Below are 18,739 nucleotides of genomic sequence, written 5' to 3' on the forward strand. Positions count from 1 at the left end.
CCGTCGCAATCCCCGAGGAGAAATGTAATGCGCCCTGCCAGACGATCCAAGGTCGATCCGTTCATCGTGATGGATGTGATGGAGGCCGCGCGCCGCGCCGAGGCGGCGGGACGGCGGATCATCCACATGGAGGTGGGCCAGCCCGGCACGCCCGCCCCCGCGGGGGCGCGGGCGGCGCTGGCCCGCGCGATGGAGGCGGGGGCGCTCGGCTACACCGTGGCGCTGGGTCTGCCGGAGTTGCGCGCGCGCATCGCGCGGCTCTACGGCGCTTGGTACGGCGTCGATCTCGATCCGGCCCGCGTCGTCGTCACGCCGGGCTCTTCGGGGGCGTTCATCCTGGCCTTCACGGCGCTCTTCGATGCCGGGGACAGGGTGGGAATCGGCGCGCCCGGGTATCCCAGCTATCGCCAGATCCTGCATGCCCTCGACCTCGTGCCGGTGGATATCGAGACCTCGGCGGAAAACCGCCTTCAGCCTGCGCCCGGCGACCTCGCGGGCCGCGACCTGGCGGGGCTGCTTGTGGCAAGCCCGGGCAACCCCTCGGGCACGATGCTGGACCGCGCGCGCCTGGCGGCGCTGATTGACGCCACGCACCAGGCCAAGGGACAGTTCATCAGCGACGAGATCTATCACGGCCTGCATTATGAGACCCGCGCGATCAGCGCGCTGGAGATCACCGACGACTGTTACGTGATCAATTCCTTCTCCAAATATTTCTCGATGACTGGCTGGCGCGTTGGCTGGATGGTCGTGCCCGAGGATCATGTCCGCACCGTCGAGCGGCTGGCGCAAAACCTGTTTATCTGTCCGCCCCATGCCAGCCAGATCGCGGCGCTGGCGGCGATGGACTGCGTGGAGGAACTGGAGGCCAACCGTGCGGTTTATGCCCGCAACCGTGCGCTGATGCTGGAGGGGTTGCCGCGCGCGGGCTTCGACCGGATCGCGCCGCCCGACGGCGCGTTCTACGTCTATGCCGACGTGACCCACCTGACCGATGACAGCCGCGCCTTTGCCGCCGAAATCCTCGACCATGCGGGCGTCGCCGTGACGCCGGGGCTCGATTTCGATCCGGGCCGCGGGGCGGGGACTCTGCGCTTTTCCTACGCGCGCGCCACCGCCGATATCGAGGAGGGCCTGGCGCGTCTGACGGATTTCATGGCCGCACGCTGAGCGGCCGCGCACTGCCCGAATCTCGCCTTGATTCGCGCAAAAATCCGCCATCTGCCGCGGGCAGGGTGAACCCTGTCTGAAACCAGTGGCGAAGGAGCGGACCATGCCCAGCTTCAGGAAGACCTATCGCGGCGCAGTCGTGCTGTTCGGCGTCAACGCCGATCTGCTGCTTTTTACCGCGACACTGGTCGCGGCGCTAATGGCGGCGGGGTTTCTCGGCTCGCTCTGATCCGGGCATTCGCGTTTTGACAAGCCCCGGCAGACCGGGTAGTGACTTTGGTCAATGGGATGTCTGACTGGGTTTGACCGATGAGCGAATTTTTCGCGGCGCGGCCGCTTGCTGCCTTTTTCCAGCGTGGTCTTCTGTACCTTGCAGTGGTGCTGTCGTTTCTGGCGATCGGGCACTCTGCCCCCGCGCAGGCACAGCAATACCGCTTTACCGACGTGACGGTCGAAGGCAATCAGCGGATCGAGGGCGATACCATCCTCGCCTTCTCGGGCATTGAGCGCGGCGAGACGGTCGGGGCGGGCGAACTCAACGCAGCGTACCAGCGCATCCTCGATTCGGGTCTGTTCGAGAAAGTCGAGATGGACCCGCAGGGCAGCCGCCTCGTGATCCGTGTGACCGAGCTTCCGACCATCAATCGCATCGCCTTCGAGGGCAACGACAAGCTCAAGTCAGAGGATCTTTCGAGCTTCATCCAGAGCAAGACGCGGCAGGTGTTCAGCCCGTCGCAGGCCGAGCAGGACGCGGCTGTCATCGCCGAAGCCTATGCGCAGAACGGGCGAATCTCCGCGCGGGTGACGCCCAAGGTGATCCGCCGCAGCGACAACCGCGTGGACCTCGTGTTCGAAATTTTCGAGGGCAGCGCCATCGAGATCAAGCGCATCAGCTTTTCGGGCAACCGCGTCTATTCCGACCGCCGCTTGCGCCGCGCCATCCAGAGCAAGCAGGCGGGGCTCCTGCGCGCGCTGATCAGCAGCGATACCTTTGTCGAGGACCGGATCACATTTGACCGGCAGGTGCTGACCGATTTCTACAACGCGCGCGGCTATGTCGATTTCCGCGTGACCGGCGTCAACGCCGAACTGTCGCGCGAACGCGACGGATATTTCGTCACCTTCACCGTCGAGGAGGGCCAGCAGTTCAGCTTTGGCGAGATTACCACCGTCAGCGAGTATGACGGGGTCGAGGCGGCACCCTATCACGACACGCTCAAGCTGAAGTCGGGCAAGACCTATTCGCCCTCGCTGGTGGAAAACGCCATCGCCCGGATGGAGCGTCTGGGCGTCGAGGAGGGGGTGGATTTCCTGCGCGTGGAGCCGCGCGTCACCCGCAACGACCGCGATCTGACGCTGGACGTGGAATTCTTGCTGCAGCGCGGGCCGCGGGTCTTCGTCGAGCGTATCGACATCGAGGGCAACACCACCACGCTCGACCGCGTGATCCGGCGTCAGTTCGACACCGCCGAAGGCGATCCGTTCAACCCGCGCGCCATCCGGCAGGCGGCAGAGCGCATCCGCGCGCTGCGTTTCTTCTCGAATGTCGATGTCAACGCGCGCGAGGGCTCGCGGCCCGATCAGGTGGTGATCGAGACCGAGGTCGAGGAGACCACCACCGGATCGGTGTCCGTCGGGGCCAGCTTCTCGACCAACTCGGGGCTGGGGCTTCAGTTCGGACTGAGCGAGCGCAATTTCATGGGCCGGGGGCAGAAGCTCGATTTCAGCATTCTCGGCACCGCCGACACGATCAATTACAATATCGGCTTCGTCGAACCTGCCTTTCTCGGGCGGGACGTGGCCTTCGGCCTCGATTTCGCGTTCCGCGAGGCGAACGAGGACGATAACACGCAGTTCGACACGGCCATCGGTGTATTCCGTCCGAGCCTGACATTCCCGACCGGGGACAACGGGCGTCTGAGCCTGTTCTACAATGGCCGCTACGAGGACATGTCCGACTTCAACGGCATCAGCACGGTCCTCGCGGCCGAGGCTGCCGAAGGGGGGTTGTGGACCAGTGCCCTGGGCTACGAATACAGCTACGATACGCGCCGCACCGGTCTCGACCCCAATTCGGGCGTGCTGTTGTCCTTCGGCCAGGAATTTGCCGGGCTCGGGGGCGACAACGACTACATCAAGACCTCCGCCCGCGCCGTCGGCCAGACCATGGTGCTCAGCGAGGAGGTCACACTGCGCGCGATCGCCGAGGCCGGGGCGATCCACTTCACAAGCGGTAGCAGCCGGTTCATCAACCGGTTCAACAGCCAGGTGATGCGTGGCTTCGAGCCCAACGGGATGGGACCGGTGGAGAATGGCGAGCATCTTGGCGGCGATTATTTCGCAGTCGTCAAGTTCGAGGCGGAATTCCCGCTCGGTCTGCCCGAGGAATACGGGATCACGGGCGGCGCGTTCTACGATATCGGCTCGATGTGGGGGGTCGATGATCGCGGCGCCACCGTGAATTCCGAAGGGTTCGAGCCGCGCCATGTGGTCGGCCTGTCGGTCTTCTGGACCTCGCCCTTCGGGCCCCTGCGGATGGATTTCTCCAACGTTCTGAAATCCGAGCCGGGCGATATCGACCAGAACTTCAACCTGACGGTCCAAACCGACTTCTGAGCATGCGCGCCTGGCTCCTTCTCGCCGCGCTGCTGGCCCTGACCGCCGGTGTGCCCGAAGCACCGGCGCGGGCCCAGCAGCCGGGTGCCGTGCAAAGCGACGTGCTGGTGATCGATATCGAGCGGCTGCTTGCCGAGACCGCCTATGGCCAGAAGTTGCAGGCCGGAATCGAGGCGGAGCGCGACGCGCTGATCGCGCGTAACGAGCGCATCGCCACCGAGCTTGAGGCCGAGGAAGAGAAGCTGACAGAGCTGCGCGAAACCACCCCGCCGGACGAATTCCGCGAGATGGCCGATGCCTTCGACGCCAAGGTGACGCAACTGCGCCGCGAGAGCGAGCGGCGCTCGCGCGAGCTCGAACGGCAACGCGATCTCGCCCCGGTGCAGTTCATGCGGGTGGTACAGCCGGTTCTGGGAGAGATCCTGAACGAGGCGGATGCCGTGGCGCTGCTGGACGTGCGCAGCGTGATCCTGCGTGCCGAGGCGGCTGACGTGACCGACGCCGCCATCTCGCGGATCGACGCGCGAATCGGGGAAGGCCCCGCGCTGTCCGACGCCCAGCAGGAGTAGCCGCGCTTGCCCTGCGCGGACGCTCTTGCTAGGGACGGCGCGTCGCAACGTGAAAGGACGTGCCATGAGCGAGCCGCTGAAATCCGCGGATATCCACCTCATCCAGCGGATCATCCCGCATCGCTATCCGTTCCTGCTCGTTGATCGCGTGCTCGATATCGACGGGTATCGCTCGGCGCGCGGTATCAAGAACGTCTCCATGAACGAGCCGCATTTCCAGGGCCATTTCCCCGGTCAGCCGATCATGCCGGGGGTGACCATCGTCGAGGCGCTGGCACAGACAGCGGCGGTCATGGTGGGCTGCGCGCTGGGTTTGGAAGACCGCAACATGCTGGTCTATTTCATGGCCATCGAGACAGCCAAGTTCCGTCGCATGGTGGTGCCTGGCGACGTGCTGGAGCTCGACATCGAGACGCGCCGCGGCAAGCCCGGTGGCAAGGTCTGGAAGTTCTCGGGGCTGGCGCGGGTCGCGGACGAGGTGGCCGCCGAGGTGGAGTTCACCGCGATGATGGACATGCCGAAAGAGTAAGCCCGGATGCCCGCACACGCGTGGCATCCGGCGCGCCCGCCCGTCGTTACTCCGTATCCGGCGCGCGGGTGGTGATCTCCTCGATCCGGGGCATCATCCGCGGCATGGCGTCCTGCAACACCCGCGAGATCATCGGCTGTTGCGCGCGCGCCAGTTGCGGCATCTTGCGCATCACCGCGCCGCCATGCTCGGAGGTGTAGAAATCGCGCAGCGCGGTCAACTCCTCGAGCGTCAGAAGATCGGCGAGAATCTCGTCCTGACGGTGCATGACCTCGGTCAACGGCGCAGTCAACTCGTCGGAAAACAGCACCTCGATATCGGCGATCTGCGCGGGCGAGAGCTCTTGCCGGTTGGCGGCCATCTGCTGCACCATCGGCTGCCAGAGCTGGCGGATGAAATCCTGAATGTCCATGTCGGCCATGCTCGCCTCGACATAGTCGCGCGCCACGGATAGCCGCGCCTCCCGGTCGGTTTCTGCATGGACGGGAAGGGTGAAGCACAGCGCCAGAACGGCGCCGGTGAGAAATCGCATGGGTCAAACTCCGGTGTCAAATTTCGCGGTCAGCCAAGCACTTCGGCTGCGGGCTGTCAACGGGGCGGGGACGGAGGCGCTTGCATGGGGGAGGCGGGGTTGCTATGGGCTGCGTTCAAAGGCCGACAAAATCGGTCGGACTGAGGACGAGAGGCAGCCGTGCAAGGCCCCACCCCCCGGCTTGAGATCAGGAACGTCACGCGCCGCTACGACGGGCGGCTGGTGGTCCACGATGTGTCCCTGCAGGTCCTGCCGGGGCAGGTGATGTGCCTGCTGGGGCCATCGGGCTGCGGCAAGTCCACCACGCTGCGGATGATCGCGGGCGTCGAGATGCAGGACGCGGGCGAGATCCATGTCGATGGCAAGCTGATCTGTGACACGATCTTCCGCGTGCCACCAGAGCGGCGCCGGATCGGCCTCATGTTCCAGGATTTCGCGCTGTTCCCGCATCTGAGCGTGGCCGAGAACGTGGCCTTCGGCCTCAATGGGCCGAAACGGGCGCGGCGCGCTCGGGTGGTGGAGCTGTTGGAGCGGGTGCACCTCGCGCATCACATCGATGCCTATCCGCACGAATTGTCGGGCGGCGAGCAGCAGCGCGTGGCGCTGGCGCGCGCGCTGGCCCCGCGCCCGCGGATCATGCTCATGGACGAGCCGTTCTCGGGCCTCGACAACCGCCTGCGGGACGGCATCCGCGACGAGACGCTCGACATCCTGCGCGAGGAAGACACCGCCGTCCTGCTGGTGACGCACGAGCCCGAGGAGGCGATGCGCATGGCCGACCAGATCGCGCTGATGCGCGACGGGCGGATCGTGCAGCAGGGCGCGCCCTACAACGTCTACAACGCGCCGCTGGACCGAAGCGCGATGGCGTTCTTCTCCGAGATCAACGTCATCCGGGGCACCGTGCGCGGCGCGCTGACCGAGACCCCCTTTGGCCAGTTCCTTGCCCCCGGCGTGCCTGACGGGCAGGCGGTGGAAATCGTGATCCGCCCGCAGCACATAAAGATCGACTTCGATCGCAACGGGCGCGGTCCGAACCCGACGCCGCTCGATGGCACGCCCGCGCGCGGGGTGGTGACGCGGGCGCGGTTCATGGGGTCGGAGAGCCTGGTGGAATTCCGCATGGACCACGACGGCTCGCTCATCAAGGTGAGCGTGCCCAACGTGTTCCTGCCCAAGCCGGGCAAACCGCTGTGGCTGATGATCCGGCGCGACCGGTGCTTTGTGTTTCCGGCGGGCACTTAAAGCAGTGCTCAAAAGCGGAACCCGGTTTTGAGCGCCTCGGACATGCGAAATCAATCAGTTGGAGCGTGGCGCGAGACGGCGAATGAACGCGGGCACGGTCCAGGGCGCGCCGGTCGGGGGCACGGCGCGGGATCGCGGAGCTGTCAACCGATTTGCGCAAAGGGTCCGAGCCGTCGTCCCCTACCCGCCCGATTTCCATGTGTTGAGCAACAGGCTCGTCTCGGAACTGGCGATGCCGTCGAAGCGGCGTATCTGCGCCAGCACCCGGTCGAGCGCCTCAAGCGTGTCGGTGCCGATCTCGACAATCACATCCCAGCGCCCGTTCGTGGTGTGGATCGCGCGCACCGCCGACAGCCCGCCAAGCTGGCGGATGATCCGCTCGGTGCCACGCCCCTCGATCCCCAGCATCATCAGCCCGCGAACCGGATCGCGCAGCGTGTCGCCGCGCAGCACCACGGTAAAGCCGACGATCTCTCCCTTCGCCTGAAGCCGTTCGATCCGCGCGCGCACGGTGGTGCGCGACACGCCCAGAGATAGCGCCAGATCCGAGAGCGAGGCGCGCGCGTCATGGCGAAGCGCCGAGAGCAGGCGCCGGTCGGTTTCGTCCATTATGAAGCCTTTTGCATTCGTTTCGCAGGAACTGCGCCCGATAAGTGCAAAATACCCGCTTCAAATCAACCCGATTCGGAGACAGATCCCTTGAATGACCATCAAGGAGACGATCATGCCAACCAACGACATCCTGCTTGTCGGCGCACCGGTGGACAGCGGCAAGGCAAGGCGCGGCTGCCTGATGGGCCCCGACGCCTACCGCACCGCCGGGCTGGCGGAGCAGTTGGCCGATCTGGGCCTCGCCGTGCGCGACCTTGGTAACGTGGCCCCCGCCGACGCCACCGCCTCGCCCGACATGCCGCCCCATGTCCACGCCCCCGCCGAGACTGCGGGCTGGACCGCGGCGCTCGCGCAGGCCGGAGAACGCGCCGCGGCACAGGGCCTGCCGATCTTCCTCGGCGGCGATCACAGCCTGTCGCTCGGCTCCATCGCCGGCGTGGCCAACCATGCCGCCGCCCGGGGCCGCCCGCAATTCATCCTCTGGCTCGACGCGCACAGCGACATCCACACGCCGCAGACCACCGGCTCTGGCAACCTGCACGGCACGCCCATCGGCTATGTCACCGGGCGCGCGGGCTTTCACGGCTTCCCGCCCGTCGCCAACCCGGTGCCGCAGGACAACATCTGCATGATCGGTCTGCGCTCGGTCGATGGCGCGGAACGCGAGGCGCTCGCCGATACCGCCATCCGCACCCACGACATGCGCGAGATCGACGAACGCGGCATCGCCCGCCCGCTGGCCGAATTCCTCACCGATGTCGAAAGGGCAGGCGGGGCGCTGCATGTGTCGCTGGACGTGGATTTCCTCGACCCCGGCTTTGCCCCCGCCGTCGGCACCACCGTGCCCGGCGGCGCCACCATCCGCGAGGCGCATCTGGTGATGGAAATGGTCTGCGACAGCGGCCTTCTCACCTCGCTTGATCTCGTGGAACTCAACCCGTTTCTCGACGAGCGGGGCCGCACCGCACAGGTGATGGTCGATCTCGCGGCCTCGGCGCTCGGCCGCCGCGTCTTCGACCGCGTGACCCGCGCCTACAACTGAGGAGAGACCCATGACAATCGCCCCCTCCGAGAAGGCCTATGTGCCCTTCGTTTCCGTCGATCACATGATGCAGCTTGTCCACCATATCGGTATCGAGGAGATGCTCGCCGGACTTGCCGAATATATCGAGGCAGACTTTCGCCGCTGGAACCTGTTCGACAAGACCCCACGCGTGGCCAGCCACTCCGAAGAGGGCGTGATCGAGCTGATGCCGACCTCCGACGGTGAGGTCTACGGGTTCAAGTACGTCAACGGCCATCCCAAGAACACCAAGGCCGGCTTGCAGACCGTCACCGCCTTCGGGCTGCTGGCCAATGTCGGCAACGGCTATCCAGTGCTGCTGTCGGAGATGACGGTGCTCACCGCCCTGCGCACGGCGGCCACCTCGGCGATGGTGGCCCGCCACCTGGCACCCAAAGGGTCCGACACCATGGCGATGATCGGCGCGGGCGCGCAATCGGAATTCCAGAGCCTCGCGATGAAGGCGCTGGTGGGGCTGAAATCCGTGCGGCTCTTTGACATCGACGCGGCCGCCACCGAAAAGGCCGCGCGCAACCTCGCCGGGATGGGGCTGGAGGTGGTCAAATGCCGCTCTGCGGAGGAGAGCATGGAAGGCGCGCAGATCATCACCACCTGTACCGCCGACAAGCAATACGCCACCATCCTCAGCGACAACATGGTGGGATCGGGTGTACATATCAACGCCATCGGTGGCGACTGCCCGGGCAAGACCGAGCTCGCGCCCGCGATCCTGCACCGGTCGTCGATCTTCGTGGAATACCCCGAACAGACCCGCATAGAGGGCGAGATCCAGCAACTCGATCCCGACCATGCGGTGACCGAATTCTGGCGCGTGCTGGCAGGCGAGGCGCCGGGGCGTACCAGCGCGGAACAGATCACGCTCTTTGACAGCGTCGGCTTCGCCATCGAGGATTTCAGCGCCCTGCGCTATATCCGCGACCATATCGGCGGCACCGAGTATTACCGCGATCTCGACTTGCTCGCCGACCCTGACGACCCGCGCGACCTGTTCGGGATGCTGCAGCGCGCCGCCCCCTGTGGGGGCTGATGCCGCTTGCCAAGGGGCCGCGTCTGCGGCAGGCTCGGGCCATGCTCGACGCTGCGCGCTCTCACGTTCTGCTCATCGATTTCCAGGCCCGGCTGATGCCCGCGATCCACGAGGGCGCGGGCATCGCCGCGCGGGCGGGAAGGCTGCTGGGGGCCGCGCGCCTGATGGACGTGCCGCGCACCTATACCGAGCAAATCCCCGAAAAGCTGGGACACACGGTGCCCGATCTGGCGCCGCGGCCTGGCGAGGCGGTGCTGGCGAAATCGCGGTTCGACGCGGGCCCTGAAACCGGTCTCGCCGCGCGCGTCGCCGCCGGGCACACGCTCGTCGTAGCGGGTTGCGAGGCACATGTCTGCGTGCTTCAGACCGTTCTGGGGCTGCTGGAGGCGGGGCGCGAGGTGGCGGTGGTCACCGACGCCATCGGGTCGCGCGCGCCCGCCGACCGCGAGGCCGCGCTGGCGCGCATGGCCCGCGCCGGGGCCGTGCTCGTGACCACCGAGATGGCGGTCTTCGAATGGCTTGGCGGGGCCGATCACCCGCGCTTCCGCGAGGTGATCGCCCTGATCAAGTAGCGCTCAGGCGGCGCGGCGCGGCCGCCTGCGGCGCGCGCCGCCCGGCTTGGCCCCGGCTCCGGCTCCGGGCTTGGCTGTGCCGCCACCGCCGCCCCGGCGGGGTCCGCCGCGGCCCTTGGCCTTGGGATCGGGCAGCACCTCCCACGCGCGGCCCGAGGCGACGGGGATCGCGGTGCCCAGCGCCTTCTGGATGTCCTTCAGCTCGCCCATCTCGTCGGGCGCGCAGAACGCGATGGCGGTTCCGTCGCGCCCGGCGCGCGCGGTGCGCCCGATGCGGTGGACATAGTTTTCGGCCACATTGGGCAATTCGTAGTTGTAGACATGGGTGACCGCCGGGATATCGAGCCCGCGCGCCGCCACATCCGTCGCCACCAACACCCGCACGCGCCCGTCGCGGAACGCCGCCAGCGCGCGCTCGCGCTGGCCTTGGCTCTTGTTGCCGTGAATCGCCGCCACGGCAAAGCCCGCCTGCTCCAGCCTGCGCGCCAGCTTGTCCGAGCCGTGCTTGGTGCGGCCAAAGACCAGCGCCAACTCGTCGCGGTGCTTGTCGAGGCATTCGATCAGCAGATCGGGTTTCTCGGCCTTGGCGACGAAATGCACCTCCTGCGTCACCTTGTCGGCCGCCTTGCCCGGCGGGCTCACCTGCACGCGGCGCGGATTTTTCAGGTAGCTTCCGGCGATCTCCTCCATCTGTTTCGGCATGGTGGCCGAGAACAGCATGGTCTGCCGCTCGGCGGGCAGCAGCCCGGCGATGCGCCGCAGCGCGTGGATGAACCCGAGGTCGAGCATCTGGTCGGCCTCGTCGAGCACAAGGAACTCTGCTCCATCCAGCCGCAGCGCGCGCCGGTCGATCAGGTCCAGCAGCCGCCCCGGCGTCGCCACGAGGATATCGGTGCCGCGCGCCAGCCGGTTGATCTGCGGGTTGATCGAGGCGCCGCCGACCACGAGGCCAATCTTGATCGGGCTGTCCTTGACCAGCGTCATCAGCGCGTCGCGGATCTGGCCCGCCAACTCGCGCGTGGGGGCGAGGATCAGGCTGCGCACGGATTTCGGATCAGGCCGGCCCGGTGCCTCCATCAGGCGCGTGACCAGCGGCAGGCCAAAGGCCATGGTCTTGCCGGTGCCGGTCTGCGCCAGCCCCATCACGTCATGGCCGTCGAGCGCATGGGGGATGGCGTGGGTCTGGATCGGGGTGGGCTCGGTGATGTCCTGTGCTGCCAGCTTGGCGGTCAGCGACCTGGGCAGGCCCATCTCTTCGAAGAGGTTCAAATCGTATCCTTTCGGGGGCCGGGGAATGAACCCAGAGCCCGGTGCAGGCGGTGCGGATCACCGCCCGGTCGTCGTGGTTGCACCTGGCGGGCCAAGACAAAGGGCCGATTGCCCCCGCCTTCCGACAGGTGTTTGGCCCCACGCGTGATTTTGGGAACAGGTCCGCGACATTTCATATCATACGCCCCTGAGGGCCGTGCTGCTCACGCGGCAGGAAATGACGGTTGACCCGCATATGGCGGCCCCGATGGCGGAAGTCAAGCACGCCGTGCGTGGGGCAGCAGGCAGACGCGGCGCGATGGTGGATATTGGCCTATACCTGCCATTCGCCATCCACCCCGCGCGGCTCATCACCGGATAGGTCAACGTCCCCTCCAGGCCAGAGCCTTCACACCTGGCAGGCTACCGCGCCCATAGCCGCGGCTCCGCCATCTCCAGTGAATTGCCCGCCGGATCGCGGAAATAGATCGAGCGGGCGCCATTCGGCCAGTGAAAATCCGCCTCGATCGCCACTCCCGCGGCCTCCAGCCGCGCGCGCCAGGCATCGAGCGCCGCGCCCTCCACAGCAAAGCAGAAATGCCCCGGTCCGGTTGCGCCATGCGCGGGCACCGGCAGGTCGGAGGGACCGGGGGGCCTGGCTGTTTCCTCGGGGTTGAAAATCAGCAGCACGCCCCCGCCGGCGCGGTAGAACACATGCCGTGCACCCGCGCGCACGATCCGCTCCAGCCCCAGCACCCCGCCATAGAACTGCTCTGCTGCATCCAGATCATCGGCATAGAGAGCGGCTTCGAGAATGGCGGGCGCAGGCGCGGCGGGAAGGCTCTGATCGGTCATGTCCCGACCTTAGCGCGCTGCGCCCCGTCGCGAAACCCGGTCAGGCTATTGCACCTTGCGCCACGTCCCCCCGTCGCGGCAGATGAACATCACGCAGCCGCTGACCTTGAGCCGGTCGCCCTGCAACTGCAACTGCGATTTGTAGGTCTTGTCGCGATCGGGGCTATAGATCTTGCCCTTGTATTCGCCGCCGCCCACCGGCACCGTCCCGGAGATGATGTTGCGCCCGAGATTGTCGCTCTGCGTCTCGTTGCCGTTCTCGTCGTAGGACTTCACCAGCTTGCCGCACAGCTTGTTGCCGCAGGGGGCCACCTCGATGAGACCGGAATGCCCGTTGTCATCCTTGGACGTCTGCCATGTGCCCAGAAGCGGCTCGGCCATCGCCATGCCGGCCCCAATGCCCAGCACCGCACTCATCATCACCAGTTTGCGCATCGTCTCTCCTCCCTGAGATATGGGGCAGAGGGTGGGCCAAAGCCCGCCGCCAGATCAAGTCTGACGTTGGGTCGCGGCGGGTCGCGTTGCAAAAGTCGCACCGCCCCGGCATAAGCGCGCACGCAAGCCCCCTGCGAAAGGCCACGCCGATGATCCTCTACCCCGCCATCGACCTCAAGGACGGGCAGGCCGTGCGCCTGCTGCGCGGCGACATGGACCGCGCCACGGTGTTCAACGACGACCCGGCGGCGCAGGCGCGCGCCTTTGTCGAGGCGGGCTGCGAGTGGCTGCACCTCGTCGATCTCAACGGTGCCTTTGCCGGCGCGCCGGTGAACGCCGCCCCGGTCGAGGCCATTCTGGCACGGTGCAAGGTGCCCGCGCAGCTTGGCGGTGGCATCCGCGACATGGCCACCATCGAGGCGTGGCTTTCCAAGGGGCTGGCGCGGGTGATCCTCGGGACGGTGGCGGTGGAGAACCCGGCGCTGGTGCGCGAGGCCGCCCGTGCCTTTCCCGGGCAGGTCGCCGTGGGCATCGACGCACGCGCGGGCCGCGTCGCCACCAAGGGCTGGGCCGAGGAGACGGAGGTGGACGCCACCGACCTCGCGCGGTCCTTCGAGGATGCCGGTGTGGCGGCGATCATCTACACCGATATCGACCGCGACGGCGCGATGCAGGGGCCCAATGTCGCGGCCACCGCGGCGCTCGCCCGCGCGGTCTCGATCCCGGTAATCGCGTCGGGAGGCGTGTCGTCGCTCGGCGACCTGATCGCGCTGCGCGACTGCGGCGCAGAGTTGAACGGCGCGATTTCGGGTCGCGCGCTCTATGACGGGGCGCTCGACCTGCGCGCGGCGCTTGCGGCGCTGCGCGGCTGACGCCCGCCACGATACCTGCGTCATGCACCGGCGCGACCGGGGCATCTCTGGTCGGACTCGGCAGTCCGGCACGACATTGCCCGGTCAAGCCGGGCAATGACGCAGACGGCCTCGAACCGTCGCCTTACTGCCCCGCCGCCTTGCCCGTCAGCTTGCCCAGCGCGCCGGTCATCATCCTGATATATCCCGCGTCATCGTCGATCGCGAGGCCGTCGAACATCTCTTTGGGGTCTTCGTAGGCAAGCCACACCTGCCCCGCCCCGTCGCGATAGACCAGCACCTTCATCGGCAGGAACAGCCCCGCCGTGGGATCATCCTGCATCGCCTGCGTGCCGATCTTGGGGTTGCCGAAGATGAGCACCTGCGTGGGCGCAAGCTCCATCTCCACCGACGCCGCGCCCGCCGCATGATCCACGCGCGCGAACACGCGGGCCCCCGCGCCGGTCACCGCCGCCTCGAGCCGGTCCATCGTGGTGGCCACGTCCGAGAAGGACTTGACCCTGACGATATCGTCGTTGCCGGCAAAGGCGGGCAGCCCCGCCAGTGTGATCGCTGCTGCGGCCAGAACGCGTCTCATGAAACCCTCCGTGATTGATCCTGCGAATCTGCATCGCATCCTCTGGCATCCTGACGGATTTGCCCATAGAAACCGTGACACCGTCACCAAACCCGGCGAACCCATGCTCAAGACCCGCATCATTCCCTGCCTCGACGTCGCCGACGGCCGCGTGGTCAAGGGTGTGAATTTCGTCGACCTGCGCGACGCGGGCGACCCGGTGGATGCCGCGCGTGCCTATGACGCGGCGGGCGCGGACGAGCTGTGTTTCCTCGACATCCACGCCACGCACGAGAATCGGGGCACCATGTTCGACGTGGTGCGTCGCACCGCCGAACACTGCTTCATCCCGCTGACCGTGGGCGGCGGCGTGCGCAGCGCGCAGGATGTGCGCGCGCTGCTGCTGGCGGGCGCCGACAAGGTCAGCTTCAACTCGGCGGCGGTGGCCGACCCGGATGTGGTCGCGCGCGCCGCCGACCGGTTCGGCAGCCAGTGCATCGTGGTGGCCATCGACGCCAAGACCGTTGCGCCCGGCAAGTGGGAAATCTTCACCCACGGCGGCCGCAAACCCACCGGCATCGGCGCGGTCGATTTTGCCCGGCTTGTGGCGGAGAAGGGCGCGGGCGAAATCCTGCTCACCTCGATGGACCGCGACGGCACCAAGGCGGGGTTCAACATTCCCCTCACGCGCGCCATCGCCGACGCGGTGGATATCCCGGTGATCGCAAGCGGGGGCGTCGGGACGCTCGACCACCTCGTCGAGGGCGTGACCGAGGGACATGCCTCCGCCGTCCTTGCCGCGTCGATCTTTCACTTTGGCACCTATTCCATCGCCGAGGCCAAGGCCCACATGGCCGCCGCCGGCATCCCCATGAGGCTTTCGCGATGACCCTCGACGATCTCGCCCGCACCATCGCCGCCCGCGTCGGCGCCGACCCTGAGGAAAGCTGGACCGCCAGGCTGCTGGCGAAAGGCCCCGGGAAATGCGCCGAGAAATTCGGCGAAGAGGCCGTGGAGGCGATCATCGAGGCGGTGAAAGGCGACCGCGAGCGCCTGACCGGTGAGGCCGCCGACGTGCTCTTTCACCTGCTCGTCATGCTGCAATCGCGCAATGTGGCGCTAGATGACGTCATGGCCGAACTGGCCCGCCGCCAGGGCACCTCCGGCCTGACCGAAAAAGCCGCCCGTTCGAAAGACTAGGACATGATCCGCCATATCGTCTTTTTCTCCGCCGCCGACCCGGAGGATGTCGAGCGCATCCGCGAGGGGCTGATGATGCTCGCGGATATCCCGCATTCCAGCCATTTCGAGGTGGGGCGCAACCTGCAAAGCGATGCCATCTCGGGCACCCGTGTCGATCTCGTGGTCTATGGCGAGTTCGCCGATGAAGAGGCGCTCGCGGCCTACAAGGCGCATCCGGTCTATGCCGAATGCATCGCCCGAGTGCGCCCGCTGCGCGAACTGCGCATCGCCGCCGATTTCAGGGCGGGGTGAGGGCGCGCCGGGACGATCTGAGACCCGGATGACAGGTGTCGTGCAGGTTCTGGTCTGTTGCGGCCATTCGCCTCTCTGATCCCGGCGCGGCTCACCCCAACGTCCCCTTCAGGCCAACGCCGGCCGCGCCCCCGCTGGCCTAGTCCCACCGTCCGCTTTGTGAAATTCTGGTGACAGCCCGCGCAAGGTATTGCTGCACGACATTTATTCGCATATTCATGAAATATGGAAAAAGAGATCGCTGCCCGCCTCACCACGCTCGGTCATCCGCAACGGCTCGGAATATTCCGGTTGCTCATGCGGCGCTATCCCGATCGCGTCCCGGCGGGGGAACTGGCCGAGGCGCTGGGGCTCAAGCCCTCGACCCTCTCGGCTTATCTCAGCGCGCTTATGCAGGCCGATCTTGTCACGCAGGCACGGCACGGCACGTCGCTTCGATACTCCATGAACATGACAGAGGTGCGTCGCACCTTCGATTACCTGCTCAACGATTGCTGTCGCGGGCGGCCCGATATCTGCGCTCCCGCGCCAAACCTCACAGGAGGCCCGGACATGGCCGACAGAAAATACAACGCGCTTTTCATCTGCGTGGGCAATTCCGCCCGCTCGATATTCGCCGAGACGATCCTGCGCGAGATCGCGGGTGACCGGTTCAATACCTGGTCCGCCGGAACGCGGCCCTTTTCCGAGTTGAACCCCTTTGCGCTGGAGGTGCTGAAATCCAAGGGGCACGACATCGCGGACCTGCGCGCCAAGAACGTGAGCGAGTTCACGGGGTCGGACGCCCCGGTGATGGATTTCGTCTTTACCGTCTGCGACCGGGCCGCCAACGAGGACTGCCCGGCCTGGGAGGGACAGCCCGTGACCGCCCATTGGAGCACGCCCGACCCGGTCAGGGCCGAGGGCACCGACGCGGAACAGGCGCTGGCCTTTCAGCATGCCTATGGCGCGTTGCGCAATCGCATCTCGATCTTTGCCGCGCTGCCCTTCGACACGCTCGACCGGGTCCGCCTGCAGGCCGCGGTGGACGATATCGGGCGCAAGGCCGACGCCGCGGACGAGGCCGGGGCATGACTGTCTATGCCATCAACGGTCTGGGCCGGATCGGCAAGCTGATCCTCAAGCCGCTGCTGGAGCGCGGCGCGCAAATCGCGTGGATCAACGACGCCGTGGGCGATGCCGAAATGCACGCCCATCTGCTGGAATTCGACACCGTGCATGGCCGGTGGGACGCGGCGTTCAGCCATGACACGGACAGCGTCACCATCGACGGCACGCGCCTGCCGTTCATCGGCACGCGCGATCTGAGCGACCTGCCGCTGGAGGGCGTGGATGTAGTGATCGACTGCACCGGCGTAGTCAAAACCGAGGCCAAGCTGGCCCCCTATTTCGATGCGGGCGTGAAGAAGGTCGTCGTCTCCGCCCCGGTCAAGGACGGCGACGCCGCCAATATCGTCTACGGCGTCAATCACGACATCTATGATCCCGCTCGCCACCGCATCGTCACAGCGGCAAGCTGCACCACCAATTGCCTCGCCCCGGTGGTCAAGGTGCTGCATGAGGCCATCGGCATCAAGCACGGCTCGATCACCACGATCCATGACGTGACCAACACGCAGACCATCGTCGATCGCCCCGCCAAGGATCTGCGCCGCGCGCGGTCGGCGCTCAATTCGCTGATCCCCACCACCACCGGCAGCGCCACGGCGATCACGCTCATTTACCCGGAATTGACCGGGCGCTTGAACGGCCACGCCGTGCGCGTGCCGCTGCTCAACGCCTCGATCACCGATTGCGTGTTCGAGATGGCGCGCGAGACGAGCGTGGATGAGGTCAACGCGCTCTTTCAGGCCGCGGCCGAGGGGCCGCTTGCGGGCATCCTGGGCTACGAGACGCGGCCACTTGTGAGCGCCGATTACACCAACGACACCCGCTCCGGCATCGTCGATGCGCCCTCGACCATGGTCATCAACGGCACGCAGGTGAAGGTCTATGCGTGGTATGATAACGAGATGGGCTATGCGCATCGCCTCGTCGATGTGGCATGCATGGCGGGGGCGACGGTTTGACGGCACGCCCCGAAGGCCTGAGCGCCTATATCGCCGTCACGGCGGCCTATTGGGCCTTCATGCTGACCGATGGCGCGCTGCGGATGCTGGTGCTCTTGCACTTCCACACGCTCGGGTTCACCCCGGTACAACTGGCCTATCTGTTCGTGCTCTACGAGATTGCGGGCATGGTCACCAACCTGTCTGCGGGATGGATCGCGGCGCGCTTCGGGCTGACCTCGACGCTTTATGCCGGGCTTGGTCTTCAGGTGCTGGCCCTCATCGCCCTCGCGCAGCTTGATCCCGCCTGGACCGTCGCGCTCTCGGTCGCTTACGTGATGGTGGTGCAGGGGGCCTCCGGCGTGGCCAAGGATCTGGCCAAGATGTCCTCCAAATCCGCCGTCAAGCTGCTCGCCCCGACCGGCGACGGCGGGCTGTTCCGCTGGGTCGCGGCGCTCACCGGCTCCAAGAACGCGATCAAGGGGCTCGGCTTCCTGCTGGGCGCGGCGCTGCTGGCCGGGATCGGTTTCACAGGCGCGGTCTGGGCGATGGCGGGCGTGCTGGCCCTGATCCTCGTGGCCGTGGCTCTCGCCATGCCGCCGGGCCTGCCGACAGGGCGCAAGGGGGCGAAGTTTTCCGAGGTCTTTTCGAAATCCGCCAATGTCAACTGGCTCTCGGCGGCGCGCGTATTCCTCTTCGGGGCGCGGGACGTGTGGTTCGTCGTCGGCATCCCGGTCTATTTCTACAGCGTGCTCTCGGACGGGTCCGAGGCGGGCAATCGCGCGGCCTTCTTCATGATCGGCACCTTCATGGCGGGCTGGATCATCCTCTACGGCGCGGTGCAGGCCAGCGCGCCGCGCCTGATGCGCGCGGCCACGCGGCCCGAGGGCGTTATGATCCGTGCCGCAAGGGGCTGGGCGCTCGCGCTGCTCGCGGTGCCGGTGGCCCTGACCGCCGCGGCGCTGCTGGCGGGCGGGCCGCAGACATGGCTGACGGTGACGCTGGTGGGGGGGCTGCTGGTCTTCGGCACGCTCTTCGCCGTCAATTCGGCGCTGCATTCCTACCTGATCCTGGCCTTTACCCAAGCCGAGCGGGTGACGATGGATGTGGGCTTCTACTACATGGCCAATGCGGGCGGGCGGCTTCTGGGCACGGTGCTGTCGGGGCTGACCTATCAGGCGGGCGGGTTGCCGCTGATGCTGGGCACGGCCAGCGCGATGATCGCCGCCTCGGCGCTGGCGGCAGGGCGGTTGCGCGCCGGGTAGGGCCCCGGCG

General features: G+C 66.8%; 22 protein-coding genes. 16 read left to right on the plus strand and 6 right to left on the minus strand.

Annotated features, from left to right (window positions below):
* Positions 1-27: 27 nt before the first annotated feature.
* The 5 genes from ACFFU4_RS15315 to fabZ all read left to right on the plus strand — a co-directional run bounded on the left by ACFFU4_RS15315 (position 28) and on the right by fabZ (position 4,884).
* Positions 28-1,170, plus strand: a complete 1,143-nt coding sequence (locus tag ACFFU4_RS15315) for a pyridoxal phosphate-dependent aminotransferase (RefSeq protein WP_377070687.1) — start codon at positions 28-30, stop codon at positions 1,168-1,170.
* A gap of 103 nt (positions 1,171-1,273) precedes the next feature.
* Positions 1,274-1,399, plus strand: a complete 126-nt coding sequence (locus tag ACFFU4_RS15320; protein WP_377070689.1) for a hypothetical protein — start codon at positions 1,274-1,276, stop codon at positions 1,397-1,399.
* An 80-nt stretch (positions 1,400-1,479) separates the two neighbouring features.
* A complete protein-coding gene (gene bamA / locus ACFFU4_RS15325; protein ID WP_377070690.1) occupies positions 1,480-3,786 on the plus strand; it encodes an outer membrane protein assembly factor BamA in 2,307 nt (768 codons plus the stop codon).
* Between the two features lie 2 nt (positions 3,787-3,788).
* On the plus strand, positions 3,789-4,355 hold the full coding sequence (locus ACFFU4_RS15330) for an OmpH/Skp family outer membrane protein (RefSeq protein WP_377070691.1): 567 nt from the start codon (positions 3,789-3,791) through the stop codon (positions 4,353-4,355).
* Between the two features lie 64 nt (positions 4,356-4,419).
* Positions 4,420-4,884: a 3-hydroxyacyl-ACP dehydratase FabZ gene (fabZ, locus tag ACFFU4_RS15335; protein ID WP_377070692.1), complete on the plus strand. Its 465-nt coding sequence runs from the start codon at positions 4,420-4,422 to the stop codon at positions 4,882-4,884.
* 46 nt (positions 4,885-4,930) lie between these two features.
* Here fabZ and ACFFU4_RS15340 read toward each other — a convergent pair whose 3' ends face one another.
* Positions 4,931-5,416 (minus strand): DUF2059 domain-containing protein, encoded by a 486-nt coding sequence (locus tag ACFFU4_RS15340; protein WP_377070693.1) that lies wholly within the window; start codon positions 5,414-5,416, stop codon positions 4,931-4,933.
* A 159-nt stretch (positions 5,417-5,575) separates the two neighbouring features.
* On the opposite strand from ACFFU4_RS15340, the gene ACFFU4_RS15345 reads away from it, so the two are divergent.
* On the plus strand, positions 5,576-6,661 hold the full coding sequence (locus tag ACFFU4_RS15345; protein ID WP_377070694.1) for an ABC transporter ATP-binding protein: 1,086 nt from the start codon (positions 5,576-5,578) through the stop codon (positions 6,659-6,661).
* 180 nt (positions 6,662-6,841) lie between these two features.
* Here ACFFU4_RS15345 and ACFFU4_RS15350 read toward each other — a convergent pair whose 3' ends face one another.
* Positions 6,842-7,270 (minus strand): Lrp/AsnC family transcriptional regulator, encoded by a 429-nt coding sequence (locus tag ACFFU4_RS15350; RefSeq protein WP_377070695.1) that lies wholly within the window; start codon positions 7,268-7,270, stop codon positions 6,842-6,844.
* A gap of 115 nt (positions 7,271-7,385) precedes the next feature.
* Between ACFFU4_RS15350 and rocF the strand changes: the two genes are divergently transcribed.
* The 3 genes from rocF to ACFFU4_RS15365 are packed head-to-tail and all read left to right on the plus strand — an operon-like array spanning position 7,386 to position 9,956.
* Positions 7,386-8,315 carry an arginase gene (gene rocF, locus ACFFU4_RS15355; protein WP_377070696.1) on the plus strand — a complete coding sequence of 310 codons (930 nt, stop codon included), beginning with the start codon at positions 7,386-7,388 and terminating at the stop codon, positions 8,313-8,315.
* 10 nt (positions 8,316-8,325) lie between these two features.
* A complete protein-coding gene (gene ocd / locus ACFFU4_RS15360) occupies positions 8,326-9,384 on the plus strand; it encodes an ornithine cyclodeaminase (RefSeq protein WP_377070697.1) in 1,059 nt (352 codons plus the stop codon).
* 41 nt (positions 9,385-9,425) lie between these two features.
* Entirely contained in the window at positions 9,426-9,956 is a 531-nt protein-coding gene (locus ACFFU4_RS15365; protein ID WP_377070698.1) for an isochorismatase family protein, read from the plus strand.
* A 3-nt stretch (positions 9,957-9,959) separates the two neighbouring features.
* Here ACFFU4_RS15365 and ACFFU4_RS15370 read toward each other — a convergent pair whose 3' ends face one another.
* The 3 genes from ACFFU4_RS15370 to ACFFU4_RS15380 all read right to left on the minus strand — a co-directional run bounded on the left by ACFFU4_RS15370 (position 9,960) and on the right by ACFFU4_RS15380 (position 12,494).
* Positions 9,960-11,207, minus strand: a complete 1,248-nt coding sequence (locus tag ACFFU4_RS15370) for a DEAD/DEAH box helicase (RefSeq protein ID WP_377070869.1) — start codon at positions 11,205-11,207, stop codon at positions 9,960-9,962.
* Between the two features lie 420 nt (positions 11,208-11,627).
* Positions 11,628-12,059: a VOC family protein gene (locus ACFFU4_RS15375; protein ID WP_377070700.1), complete on the minus strand. Its 432-nt coding sequence runs from the start codon at positions 12,057-12,059 to the stop codon at positions 11,628-11,630.
* Between the two features lie 45 nt (positions 12,060-12,104).
* Positions 12,105-12,494 (minus strand): DUF2147 domain-containing protein, encoded by a 390-nt coding sequence (locus tag ACFFU4_RS15380; protein WP_377070701.1) that lies wholly within the window; start codon positions 12,492-12,494, stop codon positions 12,105-12,107.
* 149 nt (positions 12,495-12,643) lie between these two features.
* Here ACFFU4_RS15380 and hisA point away from each other — a divergent pair, with 149 nt between their 5' ends.
* Positions 12,644-13,366: a 1-(5-phosphoribosyl)-5-[(5-phosphoribosylamino)methylideneamino]imidazole-4-carboxamide isomerase gene (hisA, locus tag ACFFU4_RS15385; RefSeq protein WP_377070702.1), complete on the plus strand. Its 723-nt coding sequence runs from the start codon at positions 12,644-12,646 to the stop codon at positions 13,364-13,366.
* A 124-nt stretch (positions 13,367-13,490) separates the two neighbouring features.
* On the opposite strand, the gene ACFFU4_RS15390 is transcribed toward hisA, so the two are convergent.
* The gene (locus tag ACFFU4_RS15390) at positions 13,491-13,943 is read right to left on the minus strand and encodes a DUF302 domain-containing protein (RefSeq protein ID WP_377070703.1); all 453 of its coding nucleotides are present in this window, start codon (positions 13,941-13,943) and stop codon (positions 13,491-13,493) included.
* A gap of 103 nt (positions 13,944-14,046) precedes the next feature.
* On the opposite strand from ACFFU4_RS15390, the gene hisF reads away from it, so the two are divergent.
* The 6 genes from hisF to arsJ all read left to right on the plus strand — a co-directional run bounded on the left by hisF (position 14,047) and on the right by arsJ (position 18,729).
* The gene (gene hisF, locus ACFFU4_RS15395) at positions 14,047-14,811 is read left to right on the plus strand and encodes an imidazole glycerol phosphate synthase subunit HisF (protein WP_377070704.1); all 765 of its coding nucleotides are present in this window, start codon (positions 14,047-14,049) and stop codon (positions 14,809-14,811) included.
* Positions 14,808-15,122 (plus strand): phosphoribosyl-ATP diphosphatase, encoded by a 315-nt coding sequence (locus tag ACFFU4_RS15400; protein WP_377070705.1) that lies wholly within the window; start codon positions 14,808-14,810, stop codon positions 15,120-15,122. Before hisF ends, ACFFU4_RS15400 begins: the two co-directional genes overlap by 4 nt.
* Positions 15,123-15,125: 3 nt before the next feature.
* Positions 15,126-15,416, plus strand: coding sequence for a Dabb family protein (locus tag ACFFU4_RS15405; protein WP_377070706.1), 291 nt, complete (start codon positions 15,126-15,128; stop codon positions 15,414-15,416).
* 225 nt (positions 15,417-15,641) lie between these two features.
* The gene (locus ACFFU4_RS15410; protein WP_377070707.1) at positions 15,642-16,490 is read left to right on the plus strand and encodes an arsenate reductase/protein-tyrosine-phosphatase family protein; all 849 of its coding nucleotides are present in this window, start codon (positions 15,642-15,644) and stop codon (positions 16,488-16,490) included.
* On the plus strand, positions 16,487-17,485 hold the full coding sequence (locus ACFFU4_RS15415; protein ID WP_377070708.1) for an ArsJ-associated glyceraldehyde-3-phosphate dehydrogenase: 999 nt from the start codon (positions 16,487-16,489) through the stop codon (positions 17,483-17,485). The genes ACFFU4_RS15410 and ACFFU4_RS15415 overlap by 4 nt, the downstream gene beginning before the upstream one ends.
* Complete coding sequence (arsJ, locus tag ACFFU4_RS15420; protein ID WP_377070709.1) at positions 17,482-18,729, plus strand: organoarsenical effux MFS transporter ArsJ; 1,248 nt, start codon at positions 17,482-17,484, stop codon at positions 18,727-18,729. The genes ACFFU4_RS15415 and arsJ overlap by 4 nt, the downstream gene beginning before the upstream one ends.
* The last annotated feature ends 10 nt before the right edge of the window (positions 18,730-18,739 follow it).

It is taken from the genome of Roseovarius ramblicola, assembly GCF_042430665.1.
In the GTDB taxonomy this organism is placed as follows: domain Bacteria; phylum Pseudomonadota; class Alphaproteobacteria; order Rhodobacterales; family Rhodobacteraceae; genus Roseovarius; species Roseovarius ramblicola.